Genomic DNA, 19,073 nt, shown 5'->3' on the forward strand with positions numbered 1-19,073 from the left:
GACGATCTGCCCGCAGGTCACTTCAGGCCGTTGGCGGCGGTGTCCCGCTGGGGACGGAGCGGCCCGAGGGTGAGCGGCGTCCGGACCACATTGGGGGCTGCCCATCGCATCCCCGGACCTCGTTGACGCAACCCGGCCAGCAGGGGCACCGGACGGTAGCTCTCATCATCGAACGAGCCCCGGACTCGGCGGGAGCGTGCGGCAGGCCGGGGTCAGCCCTGGGCGCGAGCCGCCTGGCCCTGCGTGGTGGCGGCCAGGCTGGCACTGTGCGGCCGGACAGGGGCAGGTCGAGGGACTGGTAGGTCAGCTCCAGTTGGCCGACCTGGGGGTGCCACAGCCGTTCGGCGCCGTCGTGGCGGATGCGGACGTCGTGGGCGGCCCACCGGCTGCGGAACTCGGTGCTGAGGGTGGACAGCTCGCCGATGAGTTCGCGCAGGGCCCGGTCGTGGGGCTCGCGGCCGGCCTCGGCGCGCAGCAGTGCCGCGGTCGCGGCAGGCCGTCCTGATGGTGAATCCTGCGGGGATCGAGCCGAGCCCGACCTCATCCTCGCCCTGTGCCCTTCAGCGCGTGTTGAGCGGCGCGTGCGTGCTCGCGGGCCGTCTCCGTCCGTCCCATGCGGTCGGCCAGCTCGGCGAGGACCTGATGGGTGGAGCCCCAGCACGCGCTGCCGATCCCGAGCACGACGAGCAGGTCGGCGGATGGCAGGAGCGTCTCGTACAGGTCGTGCGGCGAAGGGGTGCCGAGGCGGGCGGCGACGAGACCCCAGACGGGGGTGAGGAAGTCGGCGGTCCAGTCCTGCCTGATCCGGGCGCCCCACCGGGCGATCAGGTCGTGGGCGAGATCGGTCCGCCCGGATTCGGCGGCGGCGAGGATCGCGAGGGGCCGGACGGGCTCCAGATGGCGCTCCTCGGCCGCGGCCAGGAGGTCGTCCAGCACCGTGCCGCTCTCACCGTGGGCCCGGGCGCGGGAGTAGGCGGTCGCCAGCCGCCGGTACGGCGCGCCCCACAGGCTGGAGCCGTACCGCGGCGACGCGTGCCCGGTCGCGAGCTGTTCCACCTGGTCCCAGTCGCCGTCGAGCATGTGGCGGCCGGTCTGCGCGATGCGCACCATCGCCTCCAGGTCCGGCCGCCGGTCGCGGTCGAGGAGGCGTTCGCAGCGGGCCAGCTCGCGGTCCCACTCGTCCAGCTCCGCCGTACGCAACAGGCAGGCCAGGCGGGTGACGCGGGCGACCAGTTCGGTGCTCGGCGACAGTCCCGGCAGCGCCGCCATCCGTTCGGCGACGGCCCGGCGCTCGTGGGTACGGCCGGGCACGAAGGCGGCGAGCAGGTGGTTGCTCAACGTCCGCGCCTGCAGCATGCGGTCGCCGGTCCGGCCGGCCAGGTCGATCGCCTGCGCGGTGAGGCGTTCGCCTTCGGCCTGCCTCGGGCCGTAGTGCAGCTCGACGCCGAGCGTGCCGAGCAGCCGGGCCCGGTCGTCGTCCGGGAGTGGCCCGTCGAGCAGACCTTCGAGGGCTGCCACGATCCGCTCGTCGACCTGACCGTAGGGCCGCCAGTACCAGAGCGCGGGCGTGCCGAAGAAGCTCAGCGCGTCGATCATGGCGGTGCGGTCGCCGAGCCGGTCGGCCAGCTCGATGGCTTCGAGCAGGTCCCGCTCCGCGGCCTCGGCATCGCCGTTGGCGCGCCTGGCGTGCGCCTGGCCGATCAGCAGCCGGGCGCGGGTGGCCTGGTCGCCGGGCGGCAGGTGGGTCAGGGCGAGCTGCCAAAACTGCACGGCCTCGGTGTGGGCGAGCTGGCGGGCCGCGTGCTCCGCCGCGCGGGCGGCGTGCCGTACAGCGTCGGCGGCGCCGCCGACCTTGGCGGCCTGGGCGAAGTGGTGGGCCAGCGTGGCGGCTTCGGCGTCGGCGGTGTACGGCTCCAGCGCCCGCCCGACGCGCAGGTGCAGGCGGGCTCGCTCGACCCGGGACAGCTTGCCGTACAGCGCTTGGCGGACCAGAGCGTGGCCGAAGCGGTAGTCGGGTCCGTCGGCGGGCTCGGTCAGCAGTCCCGTCGCCACAGCCGGTTCCAGGGCGAGCATGACCTCCTCCGCCGATCTGGAGGTGACGGCCACGAGCGTCTCGACGTCGAGCTCGCGCCCCACGACCGCCCCGGCGCGCAGGAGCTCGCGGGTCTCCTCCGGCAGGCGGGCGACCCGGCGGTCGATCACGTCGCCCGCGCCCCTGGGCACGGCGGTGGGGTCGCGGCGCTCGCTCTGCCGCAGCCGCAACACCTCGCCGAGGTAGAACGGGTTGCCGCCGGTGCGCTCCAGCAGCGTGCCCGGTTCCTCGTCGAGGTTCCTGGCGCGCAGGTAGGCTGCGACTTCCTCCAGGGTGAACGAGGTCAGCTCCAGCCGGTCCGCCCCGTGCTGGCGGGCCAGCGCGGCGAGAGTGTCGCCCAGCTCTTGGGGGTGGTCGCCGGGCTCGGGACGGACGGTGACGACCGCCAGGACCGGGAGCCGCGAGAAGGGGCCGGCCGCGTAGGCGAGCAGCCGCAGCGAGGAGGCGTCGGCCCAGTGCAGGTCGTCCAGGATCACCAGGAGCGGCCAGGGGTCCTCGGTGAGGGCCGCGACGGCCTGTTCGAACCGGCCGTACAGGGTCGGTTCGAGGGCCTCACCCGACAGCGGCTCGCCCGCGTGGCCGCTCTGCCGGATGATCTGCGTCCAGGGCCAGAAGGCGGGAGCCGTACCCTCCGCGCAGCGCCCCCAGGCGACGCGGAAGCCGCGCGCCTGCGCCAGCTCGGCCGCGACCTGGGCGAGCCTGGACTTGCCGACGCCCGCCTCGCCCGTGACCAGGACGACGCCGCCCCGGCCCGCGCGGGTCTCGGCGAACCGGTGTTCCAGCACCGCGAGCTGGTCCGACCTGCCGATCAGCGTGGTCGTCGCGGGCGCGGGCGCCGGGGCGGGCGGGCTGGGCGGTTCAGGGGCAGGTGTGGCCGGGCGCAGCTCCGCCGTCTGGCCGAGCACGGCCTGTTCCAGGCCGCGCAGTTCGGGTCCCGGATCGAGGCCGAGATCCTCCGACAGCCGGTCCCGCACACGGCGCAGCGCCGCCAGCGCGTCGGCCTGGCGTCCGGAGCGGTAGAGGGCGAGCGCCAGCAGCGCCCATCCACGCTCGCGGTAGGGGTGTGCTTCGACGAGGTCGTGCAGGCCGGGGACGAGCGAGGCCGCCTCGCCGAGTGCGAGCCGCGCGTCGAAGCGGTCCTCCAGCGCCGCGGTCCGTACCTCGGCGAGCCGCGCCACGGTGGGCCGCGCGAACTCCTGGCCGGCGAACTCCCCGAGCGGATCGCCCGTCCACAGGGCCATGGCGTGGTCGAGGGCCGAGATCGCCTCCTGGTGCTCGCCGCGCGCCAGGGCCAGCCGCCCTTCCTCGGCGTACGAGACGAAGCGCCCGAGGTCCACCTGGCCGGGAGCGACGGCGAGCAGGTAGCCGGGCTCGCGGGTGAGAAGCACCCTCGGCGGGGTGCGCGCCGCCCGGCCGGGCTCCAGGATTCTGCGCAGGTGCGCGATGTACGCCTGCAGCGTGCGGGTGGCTCCGGCCGGTGGCTCGCCGGTCCAGAGCTCGTCGATCAGCCGGTCGAGCGAGACTACGCGACCCGGCTCCAGCGCCAGCATCGCCACGAGCGCCCGCTGCTTGCGCGTGCCCAGATCGTACGGCTCGCCGGAGGCGTCGGAAACCTGCACCGCACCGAACAACCGAAACGCCAGCATCATCCCACTTTGCCGATAGATTCCCCGAGGTCACAGCATATGCCGCCCGCCTCAACCGGACCTCAGCTCGACCCCAGCTCGACCCCAGCTCACCTGCGAGAGCCTTGCTCCAACGCCGACGAAGGGGATGCGACATGAACATCGGGGACGAACTGCGCAGTGTGGTCAGGGGCGCCGTGCTCGCGGCCGGGGACGACGGCTTCGAGCAGGCTCGCCGCCCGTGGAACCTGGCGGTGGAGCAGCCCGTCCGCGCGGTCGTGGAGGCCGCCGACGCCGACGACGTGGCGGCTTTGGTACGGCACGCGCGCCTGGCCGGTCTCACCGTCACCACCCAGCCGAACGGCCACGGCGCCAGCGGTGACGTGGACGACGTGATCCTGCTCCGCACCGGCAGGCTGGACGAGCTGGTGATCCGCCCGCAGGAACGGCGGGCCCGAGCGGGCGCCGGCGTGAGCTGGGGCCGGGTGCAGCAGGCGGCGAGCCGGCACGCGCTCACCGGACTGGCGGGCAGTTCCCCGGTGGTCAGCGTCACCGGCTACACGCTGGGCGGCGGTCTGAGCTGGTTCAGCCGCAAGCACGGGTTCGCCGCCTCCAGCGTGCGCGCCTTCGCCGTCGTCGACGCCGACGGTGCTCGTGCCCGGGTCGACGCCGACAGCGACCCCGACTTGTTCTGGGCCCTCCGTGGCGGCGGCGGTGACTTCGCGATCGTCACCGCCGTCGAGTTCGACCTGCACCCCGCTCCCGCCCTGTACGGCGGGCGGATGCTGTGGCCGGGCGACAAGGCCCGCGACGTCCTCGCGGCCTACCGGGAGATCACCGCCGACGCGCCCGAAGAGCTCACCGCCTGGTACGACCTCCTGCGCTTCCCCGGCGCCCCGCCCATGGTCGCCGTGGACGTGACTTTCCTCGGCTCGCAGGGGGACGCCGAACGGCTGCTCCGCCCGCTCGACAAGATCGACGGCGGGCTGTCGGACTCCCGCGCCATGATGGCCGTCGCCGACCTGCCCGCCATCACCGCGGAACCCACCGATCCCGGCGCCGGCCGCTCCCGGGCGGAACTGCTGACCGGGCTGGGACCGGAAGTCGCCGACGTGCTGCTGGAGCGGCCCATCGACCCGCTGCTCAGCGTGCAGCTCCGGCACCTGGGCGGCGCACTGGTCCGCCCCTCGGACACGGCCGCGGGCCACCTGGCCGAGCCGTACGCCCTCTACCTCTTCGGCCTGTCCCCCACCCCGGAGGCGGGCGCCGCCGTCACCGAACGGCAACGCGAACTCAGCACCTCGCTGCTGGCGCACACCAGCGGGCGCAAGCCGTACACCTTCCTCGGCCAGGGGGAACGCGCCGCGAGCGCCTTCACGGGCGCGACTCTGGCCCGCCTCCGCGACCTCAAGCACGCCCGCGACCCGCACGGGGTCTTCCGGAGCAACTTCCCAGTCCTCGCCTGAGCTCCCACCCCGTACTGCTCTCGGCCGAGGCCTGTCAGCCTGCCGCCGGGCTCTGCCCGCTGTCATGGCGAACCGTCCCGAGGGGGATGCAGTTGTCCGGGGTTCCGGTACGTACCCCCTCGCACAGTTGAGCCCGCGACAGGTCGGCCTTCTCCGGTACCAGTTGCCAGGCGCGGGTCCAGTACGGAGTGTCCGCCGCCAGGTCGCCGAACTGCTTGGAGACGCCGGTGCCGTACTCGGGGGAGTGCATTTCCTCTTCGGTGAAGTAGTTGGTCCCGTTGTCCATGCCACCACAGCCGACCTGACTGTTGGCGTCCTGGGCGGCCTTGCAGCCGTCGTAGTGAACCACCCAGTACGCCTGGGGATGCGGGGCTTTGAGGGGGCGTCCCGGAGCGCTGGTGACCTTCAACACGAGCTGGATGTAGGTCAGGCCCAGCGGCGCCGGGGATTGCGGAGCGTCGGGACTGAGCTGGGCGTCCACGATCTGAACGGAGTGCGGATAGGGCCCCTTCTTCACAGACAGCACCGGACCGCGTCCCTCGAACGAGGCACCCGATGGAGAGGGTGACGGGCTCGCCGTGGCAGGCGTCTCTGGCGTGACCGCCAGGTCGGGGGCAGACCGGTCCGGTTGCGCCCACCCTCCGCACGCAGCGAGAAGAGCACTGCAGGCGAGGGCAAGACCGCCTCGCGCCCACCGGACCAGGTGGATGCGTCCACCGTTCCCCATCGATCCTCCCATTGGCTGCAACGGGGTCGCGCTCCCAGCCACCCCCTTCTGATCTTGGAACACAGTAGCGAAAGCGGTTCTTCAGGCTTTAGAGGGGCATCTAATCTTCTTTCGTAATGATCTGTCCGTATCGGAGCCAGCGCCGCTATCCGATCCTGCCGGTGCTGGTCGCTCAGACGCGGTCGATCAGCTGGGCGAGGTCGGGGCGTTGTTCGATCAGGCGGTGTCGGCACGCGAGCCGCACGCCAAGGCCGAGTCTCCCCGTCCGGCCGATTTGAAACGACCATTACTAATGGAGTAGGTTGATCGTCATGTCCCGGGCGCGAGGCTTCGATGATGAGCAGGTGCTTGACGCCGCCATGGAGGCGTTCTGGGCCCGCGGGTACGCCTCCACGTCCGCGCAGGATCTGGTGGACTGCACCGGATTGGGGCGCAGCAGTCTCTACAACGCCTTCGCCAGCAAGCACCGGCTCTACGAGCTGGCACTGCGCCGATACCTCGAACGCAACACCGAGGCCGATATCGCACTGCTGGAGGAGTCCGGGCCGGTGAAGGAGCGCATCCGGCAGTTGATGCTGGGGGTGATCGATGCCGAACTCGGTGATCCCGGACGGCGGGGATGTCTGGCGGTGAACGCCGCGATCGAGCTGGCCGGCAAGGACGAGGCGGTCACCGCGCTGGTGCGGCGCATCTTCGCCCGCGTCGAGGAGGCGTTGGCGGCGGCCCTGGCGCGTGGTCAGCGAGATGGTGAGATCACGCGTGAGCGCAGTGCTGCCGCCCTGGCGAGGTTTGTGTTGAACGCCGTCTACGGGCTGCGGGTGCTCGGCAAGGCCGCCACCGACCGACAGCAACTGGAGGAGGTGGTGGACGCGACGATCGCCGCCCTGTGAGGCGGCCGCGGCTTTTTTATTTACCCTCGATTTGGAACGAACATTACAGATGGAGAGCGTCATGTCCCTGTCAGGAAAAGCAGTCGTGGTGACCGGAGCGAGCCAGGGAATCGGGCTGGCCATCGTCACCGACGCGATCGCCCAGGGCGCCCGGGTGGCGGGAGTGGCCCGCACGGCCAGGCCGGAGCTCAAGGCCACCGGAGCACATCCGATCGCGGTCGATCTGGCCACCGCCGAAGGCCCGGCCGAGGCGGTAGGCCAAGCCGCCGACGTCCTCGGCGGCATCGACGTGCTGATCAACAATGTGGGCGCTTTCGACGCGCGGCTCGAAGGGTTCGGCGCGATCACCGATGCCCAATGGCAGTACACGTTCGAGGTCAACTTCTTCTCCGCTGTACGCGCGATCCGCGCCGCCCTGCCGTCCCTGCTGGAACGCCAAGGAGCGATCGTGAACATCTCTTCGATCCGCGGACGCTTCCCCCAGCCCGCCACCGTCGATTACGGAGCTTCCAAGGCCGCGCTGACCAATCTGGGCAAGGCGCTGGCCGAGGAACTCGGGCCGCGCGGGGTGCGGATCAACACGGTCTCTCCCGGACCGACCCGCACTCCGGCCTGGGAGAGCGAGCACGGCATCGGCGCAACACTGGCAGCGGCCGGCGGCAGCACCGTCGCGGACTTCCTGACCGGCTTCCCGGCCAAGGCAGGCTTCAACACCGGGCGACTCACCGAACCCGACGAAGTCGCCGCACTCGTGCTGTTCCTGGCCTCCGGACAGGCCCGCAACATCAACGGCGCCGACTACGTCATCGACGGCGGCCAGTCCAAGACGGTCTGACAGGCCATGCCGACGACCCGGGCGCCGGCCGCCGAGCCCCAGCGCCCGGGGCGGAACCACCAGCCGAGCGCCTGTCCCCGAAACGCTGGGCCGCAGGCCGGGCAGTGGGAGCCTCGTCGGAGGCGTGGCCGGGCGCGCCTTGGCCATGCGCCGGTACGAGATGCTCGCGCCGCACCCGCACGAGGGAGTACCGCAAGGCGGCACGTGATCTGGCGCGAACCCGAACCGGACTGGCGCAAGAACAGGGGCCGGCACCCCGTCCGTGGCCGGCGTCTCCTGCGTGCTCGCCGACGGTGGAGGCAGTCGTGGGCATGCAGTGAGCGCGCTGCTTCCGCAGCCGGGCCGTCGACCTGGCGGCCCGGGCACCGCTCGCGGCCCGTAATTCGCCGACAACAACATGGGTGCGGCGACAGTAAACACATTTGAAAAGATATATACCCGTAATATCAGCTCCGCTGCCGAGACCTCCCGACCTTTTTAGAATTTGCCCTGTCGGCCCGCCTTGGCCGGTGAAACCCGTTCTGCAATGAGCTCTGCCCCATCATCGGTTCACCGGCGCAGGGAGGCTTCTGTGCGGGCAGGTAAAGCGTCGTTATGCGTGATAACGGTCGCCGTCACGGTGGCAAGCCTTTTGTCCGCCCCTCCGGCGTACTCGCTCCCGACGGTCAAGGGAGCACCGGATATCGGTGATGACCGGCCTCCGGTGCGGGGAGAGCGGGTGCCGGTTCGTCCGCGCACCACCGACTCAAGGGCGGGGGAGCGGGTGGCGCGGCCGCGGTGGCCGTCCGCGGGCGACGCCGCCGAACTGCGCGCGACGGGGAACGCCCGGGTGCGCGCCCTCGACGGAGGCGCCGCGGCGAAGGCCGGCGTAAGCGGGCTGCTGTTCACCGTGGACAGCGCGGGCCCGGCCGAAGTGCGCGTGTCCTATTCCGGGATCGGCGAAGCCTACGGCGGCTCCTATGGGTCTCGCCTCCGGCTCGTCCGGCTGCCTGACTGCGCGCTGACCAGCCCCGGCGCCGAAGCCTGCCGTGCCACCACTCCGGTGCCCGCGGAGAACGACGCCGAGTCCCGGACGCTGACCGCCGACGTCGCCGCCGGGTCGGCGGTGTTCGCCGTCCAGGCCGGTCCCGCGAGCGCGCTCGGCGACTATCGGGCCACACCGCTGGCTGAGGCGGCGACCTGGAGCGGTGGCGGGAACTCCGGCGACTTCAGCTGGTCCTACCCGTTGCGCGTGCCGCCGGTGCCGGGCGGACTGACGCCGCAGGCGGCGATCGGCTACTCCTCCGGCTCGGTGGACGGCCGGACCTCCAGCACCAACAACCAGTCCTCATGGGTGGGCGAAGGTTTCGCGCTGTGGCCGGGGTTCATCGAACGCAGCTACAAGGCGTGCGTGGACGACGGCGCCCCCAAGAGCAACGGCGTCGACCCGGGGGACCAGTGCTGGGCGTACGACAACGCGACCGTCACCTGGAACGGCAGGGGCGGTGAGCTCATCAAGGCAGCCGACGGCACGTGGCGGACGCGTGGCGACGACGGCACCCGGTTCGAGCGTCTCACCGGCGGGCCGAGCCGCGGCGGGGACGGCGACGACGACGGCGAGTACTGGAAGGCCACCACACCCGACGGCACCCAGTACTTCTTCGGCCGCGACCGGCTGCCCGGCTGGACCGCGGAACGGCCGCGCACCGGCTCGGTCTGGACGGCCCCGGTCTTCGGCAACCAGGCCGGCGAGCCGTGCCATGACCCGGCGGGGTTCGCGAAGTCGTCGTGCCGCCAGGCGTGGCGCTGGAACCTCGACCACGTCGTGGACACCCATGGCAACGCCATCACGTACTACTACGCCAAGGAGAGCAACCGGTACGGCCGCAACGTCTCCCTGACCGACGACGTCGCCTACGAGCGCGGCGGCCAGCTGAGTCGCATCGAGTACGGCCTGCGGTCCGACGACCTGTTCGCCCCGCCCCCGGCCAGGATGGTGTTCGGCACCGCGGAACGCTGCCTCCCGGACAGCGGCTTCGACTGCGCCCCCGCCAAGATCGCCAGCTCCCCGGACAGGTGGCCCGATGTGCCGTGGGACCAGAACTGCGCGGCGGGGTGCACCGCGAAGGGGCTGATCTCGCCGACCTTCTGGTCCCGTAAGCGGCTCGCCGACATCACCACGCAGGTCAGGCGGCCGGACGGCGGCTACCGCGACGTGGACACCTGGCGGCTGCGCTACAGGTGGGGAGACGCCGACGTGGATCGGCCGTTGCTGCTGGAAGGGATCGAGCACACGGGCAAGGCCACCGGCACGCCGGTGACGCTCCCCGAGGTCACCTTCAACCACGTCCAGATGAAGAACCGGATCGACCGCGTCGGCGACGACATCCCCCCGTTCGTCAAGTACCGGCTCGGCGCGATCTTCGACGCGTACGGCGGCCAGATCGAGGTCCAGTACTCCGGCGAGGACTGCACCCTGTCCGACCTGCCCGCCCCCGAGACCAACACCAGGCGGTGCTTCCCCGCCATCTGGCAGCCCGCAGGGCGCGACAGTCCGATCCGCGACTGGTTCCACAAGTACGTCGTGACGAAGGTGATCCGGTCGGACCGCACCGCCCGGTCGCCGGACATGGTCACCAGCTACCGCTATCTGGGCGGCGCGGCCTGGCACTTCGCCGACGACGACGGCCTGGCCAAGGCCAAGGAGAAGACCTGGTCGCAGTGGCGCGGCTACGGGCGGGTACAGGTCGGCACCGGTGGCGACGGCGAACCCCTCACCCTTGAGGAGAACCTGTATCTGCGGGGCATGGACGGCGACCGGCTCAACGCCTCCGGTGGCACCAAAGACGTCACCGTCTCCGACGGCGAGGGCGGCACGCACACCGATCACAACGCCCTGGCCGGGTTCGAGGTGAAGCGCACCGTCTACACCAGCCCGGGCGGATCCGTACACACCAAGACCGTCAACACGCCCTGGCAGCATCAGACCGCTTCCCGCGTCCGCTCCTGGGGCACCTCCAACGCGGTTCTCACCGGCACCGCCACCACCCGTACCTGGACCGCCGTGGACGGAGGCTCCTGGCGGGAAACCCGCACCGACACCGCGTACGACACCGTCACGGGTCTGCCGACCCAGCTGGACGACCAGGGCGACACCGCCCGCCAGGACGACGACCTGTGCACGCGCACGACGTACGCGATCAACGCCGCCGCCTGGATTCGCGACCGGCCCGCCCGGGTCGAGACCGTCGCCGCCCGTTGCGCCGCCACGCCCGCCCGGCCGGACGGCATCGTCTCCGACGTGCGCACCTTCTACGACGGAGGCGCCTTCGGGGCCGCGCCGGAGAAGGGGGACGCCACCCGGGTGGAGAAGATCGCAGAGTACGACGACGGCACACCTGTCTACGTGCCGTCCGCGCGCTCGGCGTACGACGGCCACGGACGAGTCACGGCCGTCACGGACGCGCTCGGCCGGACGACCCGGACCGCGTACACCGAGACGGCCGGACTGACCACCGGGATCACCACCACCGGACCGCCCGTCACCCCGGGCGACGCCGCATCCGCCCACGTCACGACCGAGACCCTCGACCCCGCGCACGGCGTGCCGGCCACGCGGACCGACCCGGCCGGCCGTACCACCAGCTTCGCCCACGACGCGCTGGGCCGCCTCACCAAGGTGTGGCTCCCCGGCCGCGCCACCACCGAGACCCCAGACGTCGAGCACGACTACGTCGTCGCCGAGGACGGCATCGCCACCGTCACCACCAAGGCCCTGGCACCTGGCGGAGGCCGCCAGGTGACCCAGGAGCTGTTCGACGGACTCCAACGCCCGCGCCAGCGGCAGACCGAGGGACCGGACGGCGGACGGCTCATCACCGACACGTTCTACGACAGCCGGGGCAACGTGGCCCGCACGTACGACCCCTACTACGCGGAGGGAGAGCCGCGGCCCGAGCTGTTCGGCGTCCAGACGCCCGGCGACGTCGAGTCGCAGTTCACGTACACCTACGACGGGCTGAACCGGGAGACCCTGCGCCGCTTCGTCGTCGGCGGCAACGACGTCCAGGAGAAGTGGCGTACCGTCACCGCCTATGGCGGCGACCGGGTGGCCGTGGATCCGCCCGATGGCGCCACCCCCACCGTCACCATCACCGACGCCCGGGGCCGTACCACGGCCCTGCGCCAGTATCAGGGCCCGTCACCGTCCGGCTCCTACCAGGAGACGACCTACACCTACAGGCCCGGCGGCGAGCCGGCCACGATGCGCGACCCCGCGGGCAACACCTGGTCCTATGCCTATGACCTGCGTGGCCGTACGACCAGGAGTGTCGCCCCGGACACCGGCACCCGCGTCACGACCTACGACGACCTGGACCGGCCGGTGACGACCACAGACGCCCGAGGCCGGACGCTCGTCCGGAAGTACGACGCGCTCGGCCGTAACACCGAGATCCGCGAGGGCTCCACCACCGGCACGCTGATCGCGGCCTGGACGTACGACACCCGGAGCAAGGGCGACCTCACCGAGCAGACCCGCCACTCCGAGGGGCGGGCCTACACCGAGCGCATCGACGCCTACGACCACGCGGGGCGCCCGGTGAAGTACACGGTCGTCGTTCCGCAGGAGGAAGGCGCACTGGCCGGAAACTACACCTTCACCACGGCCTACAACCCGGACGGCTCGGTCCGCAGCCGCGGCTACCCGGCGGCCGGCGGCCTGCCCGCCGAGAACGTGACGACCACCTACGACGAGCTGTCCCGGCCCACCCGGCTCACCGGCAGCCTCGGCACCTACGTCAGCGCCACCACGTACTCGGCGACCGGCGCCCCCCTGCAGTACGAGCTGAGCACGGGCGGCAAGAAGGTGTGGCAGACCTTCACCTACGAGCACGGCACCGGCCGCCTGGCCACCGCGCGCGCCGAACGCCAGGACGTGGCGGGCGCGGACAGGAACGCCACCTACACCTACGATCAGGCCGGAACCATCACCTCGATCGCGGACGTGTCCCGCTCGGGCACCGATACCCAGTGCTTCACCCATGACCATCTCCAGCGGCTCCTCCAGTCCTGGAGCCAGGCCACCACCGATTGCGCCGCCGCGCCGTCCGGCGCCGTCGTCGGCGGGCCCGCGCCGTACTGGCACAGCTACGCCTACGACGTGACCGGGAGCCGCACCCGGGAGGTCAGGCACGGGCTCGGCGGCCAGGCCGACACCATCCGTTCCTACGGCAACGCCCCCGCGGGCCAGGGCCACCGGCTGGACTCGATCGACCAGACCGGCGGCGCGGGCACCGGTGGCGAAAGCTTCGGCTACGACGCGGCGGGCAATCTCACCAGACACACGACCGGCACCGAGAACAAGACCTTCACCTGGGACGCCACCGGGTTCCTCAGCAAGGTCTCGGTGGACGACGCCGACACGTCCTTCGTCCACTCCGCCGGCGGGAAGCGGCTCATCCGCCGCGATCCCGGCGGCAGCACGCTCTACCTGCCCGGTATGGAGGTGCGCGCCTCGACGGCGTCCGCCGCCGCCCAGCCGTCGGCGGTCCGCTCCTACTCCCACAACGGCCGCACGCTGGCGACGCGCGCGGCCTCCGGCGTGAACTTCCTGGTGCCCGACCACCAGGGAACCGCGTTGATCACCGTCGACGCCGCCGACCAGACGCTCACCCAGCGGCGCTTCACCCCCTTCGGGGACGAGCGCGGCCAGGCCCCCGCCACCTGGCCGAACGAGAGGACTTTCGTCGGCGGAACCTCGGACGCGAGCACCGGCCTGACCCACCTCGGTGCCCGCGACTACGACCCGGAGACCGGCCGCTTCGTCTCCGTGGACCCGCTCCTGCTGGGCGACCCGCAACAGTCGCACGGGTACAGCTACGCCAACAACACCCCCGTCACCAGCAGCGACCCGAACGGCCTGGCGCCCTCCTGCGGTGGCGGGGGAGGCAAGGCGCGGCTGCTGTCCGACGACTGCGACGGCGACTACGTGCGCCCGCCCGGCGACTCCGACCGCGACTACCACCCCCGGCCGGGCCGCCCCGGCCGCCCCGGGCCCGGTCGCGGCGGCGGCGGTGGTGGCGGCGGTGGCGGCGGCCACCAGGGCGGTGGCGGCGGCGGGGGATACCGGCCTCCGCCCATCGGCCCGGTCCGCGTGTGCTCCGGCTGGTGCGCGATCGGCGACAAGGTCGGCGACTTCCGTCCCGACATCGGCATCCCCGACCTGCCTGGCGTGCCCGGCCTGCCGTCGGTGCCCGGCATCCCGAAGCCCGGCTGCCAGGTCTTCATGCCCATCCCGTCCCTGCCGGGATGCGACAGCCCGGACCCCGGAGGCTGGGAGTGGAAGGGCAAGGGAGAGTGGGGCGGCTGGAAGTGCACCATCACCGGCTGCACCATCGTGCTGCCACGGCACATCGTGAAGATGCTGGATCAGTGGCTCAACAACGACGGCGTGGGCGACTTCGTATGGGCCGTACTCGGCTCGACCATGGCCGCGGCGTGCACTCTGGGATCGAAGAGAATTGAGGTCGGGATCGCCTGCGGCGTGCTGACGGCGATGATCGTCGACGAGTTCCAGGAACTGCTCCGCGACGCGGCGAAGAACGACCAGTGCGTGGGATTCCCCATCTACTCCCCGCCGCCGGGAAGACCCGGCTGGCCGGGCCGTACCTCTGATCCGTCCATCTGCCCGCCCTGACGAACGGCCCGCGACCTGCCCGCGACCCTGGAGATCGGAGACCGACGCATGCGAACGTTACGGGGTGGGAGAGCCCGGCAGGCGGTGGTAGTCGCGTGCGCCGCCGTCGTCACGCTCTCCCTCGCGCCCGGCCTGACGCCGCAGGTCGCGGCTCACGGCGCCGGGGAGCCGCCTGCGGCCGTCACGGAGGCGCAGGCGACGCGGGAGGCACGGGCGTCCGGGCAGCCGGTGGAGGTGACGGCCCTGCGCGGCGAGTCGCGCGAGGTCCGCGCCCTGCCGTCGGGCACCTTCGAGCTCATCCAGCACCAGCGCCCGGTCCGCACCCGGAAGAACGGCGTCTGGACCCCGGTGAACCCGGCGCTGACCCGGCTGCCCGGCGGCGGTCTCGGCCCGGTCGCGGCGACGGTGGACCTGCGCCTGTCCGACGGCGGCGCCGAACCGTTCGCGTCCATGGGCAGGGCGGGCCGTACGTTCGGGCTGTCCTGGCCGGGACCGCTGCCCGAGCCCGTGGTGACGGGGGACACCGCGACCTACCCTGAGGTGCTGCCGGGCGTGGACCTGAGCGTGCGCGCCGACGTGGACGGTTTCGCGCACCTGCTCGTGGTCAAGACGCCTCAGGCGGCGCGCAACCCGGCGCTCTCCCGCCTGCGGCTGCGGACCGAGACGCGCGGCCTGCGGCTGGCGGGCGACGCGGCGGGCGCGCTGCGCGCCGTCGACGCGGTGACCGGTGGCGCGGTGTTCGAGGCGCCGGCCCCGCTGATGTGGGACTCCGGCCCGCCGCCGGGCGCGGCGTCACTGTCGGCGGGTCAGGCACAGGCGGCTGGACCCGCCGAGGGGTCGCGCGTCGCCCGCGTGGGCATCGACCTGGGCGGGGACGAACTCGCCCTCATGCCCGACCGCAGGCTGCTCGCCGACCCCGCCACCCGCTTCCCCGTCTACATCGACCCGGTGTGGAAGACGGTGGGGGAGGCGGCCAGGCTGATGGTCTCCAGCGGCTACCCCACCACGACGTACTACAACTGGACGGGCACCCAGGGCGTGGGCCTGTGCGACGTGCAGTTCGACGGCGCCTGCGTGAGAGACCAGAAGAAGCGGCTGTTCTACCGCATGCCGATCGGCTCGATCGCCGGCAAGCTCGTGCTCTCCGCGGAGTTCATCGCGTACGAGACCCACGCCTACAACTGTTCCAACCCCACCTCGGTCCAGCTGTGGCACGCCAGCGGCTTCGGCTCCTCCTCGACCTGGAACAGCACCGACGACAACTGGGTCAGCCGGCTGGCCTCACGTGACGTGGCGCACTGCTCCAAGACGCCCGTCGAATTCGGCGGAACCTCCCTGCGCAACGTCGTGCGGGCCGCGGTGAGCGCCAGGGACGCCGCGATCACCTTCGGGCTGCGCGCCTACTCCGAGGCGACGATGGACTGGTGGAAGAGGTTCACCGCGGACGCCAACCTGCGCATCGAGTACAACACCCCGCCGCCGCAGCCGCTGATGAAGAACCTGACCATGAGCCCCGGCGGGCCGTGCGTCTTCCCGGGATCGCCCACGGTCAACCGGCCGCCGACCCTGTACGCCATCCTGACCGACCCCGACTCCGGATCAGCGGCCAAGCTCCAGGCCGAGTTCCGCATCATCTGGAACAACGACACCGGCTTCTGGAATTCACCGCTCTCAGCCGCCAAGACGAGCGGGTCGACGTTCCAGGTGACCGCGCCCGCGACCATCCCGCAGAACAGGCGGATGAGCTGGATCGTCCGCACCTGGGACGGCCACCAGTGGAGCCCCTGGAGCTCGGCGGGCGACGCGACGGGCTGTTACTTCACCTACGACGCGACCGCCCCGCCCGCACCCTCCCTGACCTCGGCCGACTATCCGCCGTCCGACCCCGAGAACCCCGATGACCCGTGGCACGACGGCGTGGGCCGCTACGGTTCCTTCACCGTCAGCACCACGCAGAGCGACGTGAACCGCTACTGGGTCGGGGTCAACACCACGCCCACGTCGGCGGGCGAGTACCGCCCGGCCACTCCTGGCGGTCCCGTGACCGTACAGGTGGCGCCGACCAGGGCCGGAGTGAACTTCCTTTACGTCAAGGCCCTCGATGCGGCGGGTAACGCCAGCGCGCCCACCACCTACATGTTCCGCGTCAGCGCGGGCGCCGAACCTCGCGCGCACTGGCCGCTGGACGAACCCGCGGGCGCGACCTCGCTGTCGGCCACCGTCCGCGAAGGCACCCCTGCGATCAGCACCGGCCTCTCCGGCGGTACGACGATGGGCGTGGACGGCCAGGTCGGCACCGCGATGCGCGGCGACGGCACGACCGGCTATGCGCAGACGTCGGGACCGGTCATCGACACCGCGAAAACCTACTCGGTGGGGGCCTGGGTCAGGCTCGCGCACACCAACGGCTTCGCCACCGTCGTCAACCAGGACGGCAACGTGGTCAGTGGCTTCTACCTCCAGTACGTCCACGACGACAACCGCTGGTCGTTCAGCCTGAGCAACGCCGACGCCGTGCAGGGCGGGGTGCGGGTGCTGTCCACCGCGCCGCCGGAGGTCGGCGAGTGGACCCACCTGCTGGGCGTGTACGACTCCGTCGCCAAGACCGCCCGCCTGTACGTCAACGGGGTCCTGCAGCAGGAGAAGGCGTTCACGGTGACCTGGAGCGCCACCGGCCCGATGGCCATCGGGCGGGCCAAGCACAACGGCGCAGAAGTGGACCACTTCCCCGGTGAGCTCGACGACGTGCAGGTCTTCGATCGCCTGGTCAGCGAGGAGGAGGCCGCCGACCTGTTCGCCCGCCACCCCGTGCTTTCCGGGCGCTGGACGCTCAACGTCGACGGACAGGACGATTCGGACCAGCGCCACCACCTCGCCCTGGCGGGGGACGCCCGGGTGGATCAGACGGCCGGCTGGCTGGGTTCCCCGGCGGGCGCTCTCGTCCTGGACGGCGCCGGCGACCACGCGGCCACTGCCGGGCCCGTGGTGTCCACCGCCCGCAGTTTCACCGTCGCGGGCTGGGTGACGGCCTCGAGCAGGCCCACCGCCAAATCCGCGATCTTCTCCCAGGAGGGCGTCGTCAACAGCGGGTTCACCGTTCGCTACGACCCCTCGGCCGCAGGCGGGACAGGAGGCTGGCAGGTGGAGATGCCGGGTTCCGACAGCGCGGGAGCGGTGGCGCAGCGAGCGGATCACCCCTCCTATCAGAGCCAGCTGGCCTGGGATCATGTGGCCCTCGTCTACGACTCCTTCGCCGACGTACTGCGCCTGTATGTCAACGGCTGGCTGGAGGAGACCGAGGAACAGGTCTCGGTCCGCTGGCACACGATCGGCTTCGACGCCACAGGACCCCTCCAACTGGGTCGGTCGAAGACCGCGGGGGTGTGGGGGGAGCACTGGCCCGGTGCGATCGACGACCTGTGGGCCTTCTCCGGCATCCTGACCCAGGAGCAGGTCCAGATCCTCGCGGGATACACGGAAATCCCTACCGGTTCTCCCTTCTGATCCTCGTCCACCAGCCGCCCGGGTCTCATGCCGGGGGCGTGACGGTGCTGAAGACCCCGCCGCGCACCGCGGGCCAACTGCTGTGCCGAGCGGCGGGTGTGCACCGTACGGGCCGAGTGCACTGACCGCATGCAGATCTACGGCCAACGGCGCCTGCGCTCGGTGCCGGCCGAGTACGTCGATCACTACAACGGCCACCGGCCGCACCAGCCCCGCGCGCAGCGCTCCATGTTCGATGTTCCAAAAGATCGAAGAAGCTAACATGGCGGGATGAGGCAGGCGCATCATCCCGAACAGGCCGAGATCGCCTTGACGGAGGTGATGGCCGCACTCAGCGACCCGATCCGCGTCGGGCTGGTGCGGGTGCCGGCCGCCGGACGCGAACGCGGCTGGGGAGAGCTGCGGGTGCCGGCCTGACGCGCATCCGGCAGGAGGGGACCCGCTGCTACGTGGCCTCGCGCCGGAGGATCTGCAGGCGAGCTTCCCGGGCTGATGCGCGTGGTCTGATTGCCGCCGTGATCGACGGCATCGGACGTCAGGTCGGCGTGAAAGACGGCCCCCGTAGGCTGAACCGGCCACTTCGGATGGACGACCGCAGCGCCAACGGCACGACCGTGGGGAAGGGCCGGTGGCGCGCCGTACAGACAAGGAATCCTCATGACCACCACCGCGCTCATCGTCGGCGATCTGCAGGCGGGCATCGTGGACAATTATCCCTTCGCCGCCAAGGTGATCCCCGTCGTGGAAGAGGTTCTTCCCGCGGCCAGGGCCGCCGGAATCCCGGTGATCTTCATTCGTTTCGGGCTCCGGGGCTCAGGGCTTGACGTGGCAGCGGGGAACCAGTTGATCAGGGGCCTGCATGGGGCGGGGACGCTGTTCCACGAAGAGTCTCCCGAGACGCTCGTGCATTCGCGCATCGAGCCGTTGCCGGGCGAGGCCGTCGTCCTCAAGCGCAGGGCCAGCGCGTTCGCGGCGACCGACCTCGATCGCCTCCTGCGCGCCCAGCGCGTCGACTCGATCGTGCTGACCGGCGTCGCGACCGGGGCGATGATCGCCGCCACGCTCTACGACGCCTCCGACCGCGACTACCACGTGACCGTGCTCAGCGACGCCTGCGCCGACGGGGAGCCGGACGTGCACGACTTCCTGGTCAACCGCGTCTTCCCGGCCAGGGGTGCTGACGTCCTCACCGCCCACGAGTGGACCGCTCGCCTGTGATCATTCCCCCCAGGGGGTGACTGAACGTAGGCAGCCTGCG

General features: G+C 71.6%; 10 protein-coding genes and 1 pseudogene. 8 read left to right on the plus strand and 3 right to left on the minus strand.

Annotation, left to right across the window (positions count from 1 at the left end; genetic code table 11):
• Window positions 1–22 precede the first annotated feature (22 nt).
• Entirely contained in the window at window positions 23–544 is a 522-nt protein-coding gene (locus tag AB0G11_RS39840) for a hypothetical protein (RefSeq protein ID WP_357591848.1), read from the minus strand.
• Window positions 541–3,711: a BTAD domain-containing putative transcriptional regulator gene (locus AB0G11_RS39845; RefSeq protein ID WP_357591850.1), complete on the minus strand. Its 3,171-nt coding sequence runs from the start codon at window positions 3,709–3,711 to the stop codon at window positions 541–543. The genes AB0G11_RS39840 and AB0G11_RS39845 overlap by 4 nt, the downstream gene beginning before the upstream one ends.
• A gap of 161 nt (window positions 3,712–3,872) precedes the next feature.
• Here AB0G11_RS39845 and AB0G11_RS39850 point away from each other — a divergent pair, with 161 nt between their 5' ends.
• Complete coding sequence (locus AB0G11_RS39850) at window positions 3,873–5,183, plus strand: FAD-binding protein (RefSeq protein WP_219503027.1); 1,311 nt, start codon at window positions 3,873–3,875, stop codon at window positions 5,181–5,183.
• Between the two features lie 34 nt (window positions 5,184–5,217).
• Here AB0G11_RS39850 and AB0G11_RS39855 read toward each other — a convergent pair whose 3' ends face one another.
• A complete protein-coding gene (locus tag AB0G11_RS39855; protein WP_357591852.1) occupies window positions 5,218–5,709 on the minus strand; it encodes a hypothetical protein in 492 nt (163 codons plus the stop codon).
• A gap of 512 nt (window positions 5,710–6,221) precedes the next feature.
• On the opposite strand from AB0G11_RS39855, the gene AB0G11_RS39860 reads away from it, so the two are divergent.
• The 7 genes and pseudogenes from AB0G11_RS39860 to AB0G11_RS39890 all read left to right on the plus strand — a co-directional run bounded on the left by AB0G11_RS39860 (window position 6,222) and on the right by AB0G11_RS39890 (window position 19,033).
• Window positions 6,222–6,800: a TetR/AcrR family transcriptional regulator gene (locus AB0G11_RS39860; RefSeq protein WP_246644430.1), complete on the plus strand. Its 579-nt coding sequence runs from the start codon at window positions 6,222–6,224 to the stop codon at window positions 6,798–6,800.
• 61 nt (window positions 6,801–6,861) lie between these two features.
• The gene (locus tag AB0G11_RS39865) at window positions 6,862–7,635 is read left to right on the plus strand and encodes an SDR family oxidoreductase (RefSeq protein WP_246644408.1); all 774 of its coding nucleotides are present in this window, start codon (window positions 6,862–6,864) and stop codon (window positions 7,633–7,635) included.
• Window positions 7,636–8,353: 718 nt separating this feature from the next.
• Window positions 8,354–14,311: an RHS repeat-associated core domain-containing protein gene (locus tag AB0G11_RS39870; protein WP_357591854.1), complete on the plus strand. Its 5,958-nt coding sequence runs from the start codon at window positions 8,354–8,356 to the stop codon at window positions 14,309–14,311.
• A 48-nt stretch (window positions 14,312–14,359) separates the two neighbouring features.
• The gene (locus AB0G11_RS39875; RefSeq protein WP_357591856.1) at window positions 14,360–17,815 is read left to right on the plus strand and encodes a LamG-like jellyroll fold domain-containing protein; all 3,456 of its coding nucleotides are present in this window, start codon (window positions 14,360–14,362) and stop codon (window positions 17,813–17,815) included.
• Window positions 17,816–17,884: 69 nt separating this feature from the next.
• Window positions 17,885–18,076, plus strand: a pseudogene (locus tag AB0G11_RS39880) (integrase core domain-containing protein); the annotation flags it as partial.
• Window positions 18,077–18,085: 9 nt separating this feature from the next.
• Entirely contained in the window at window positions 18,086–18,232 is a 147-nt protein-coding gene (locus AB0G11_RS39885) for a hypothetical protein (protein ID WP_246644407.1), read from the plus strand.
• A gap of 240 nt (window positions 18,233–18,472) precedes the next feature.
• Window positions 18,473–19,033, plus strand: a complete 561-nt coding sequence (locus AB0G11_RS39890; RefSeq protein WP_219502998.1) for a cysteine hydrolase — start codon at window positions 18,473–18,475, stop codon at window positions 19,031–19,033.
• The last annotated feature ends 40 nt before the right edge of the window (window positions 19,034–19,073 follow it).

Source organism: Nonomuraea sp. NPDC023979, assembly GCF_040639085.1.
Lineage (GTDB): Bacteria > Actinomycetota > Actinomycetes > Streptosporangiales > Streptosporangiaceae > Nonomuraea > Nonomuraea ceibae.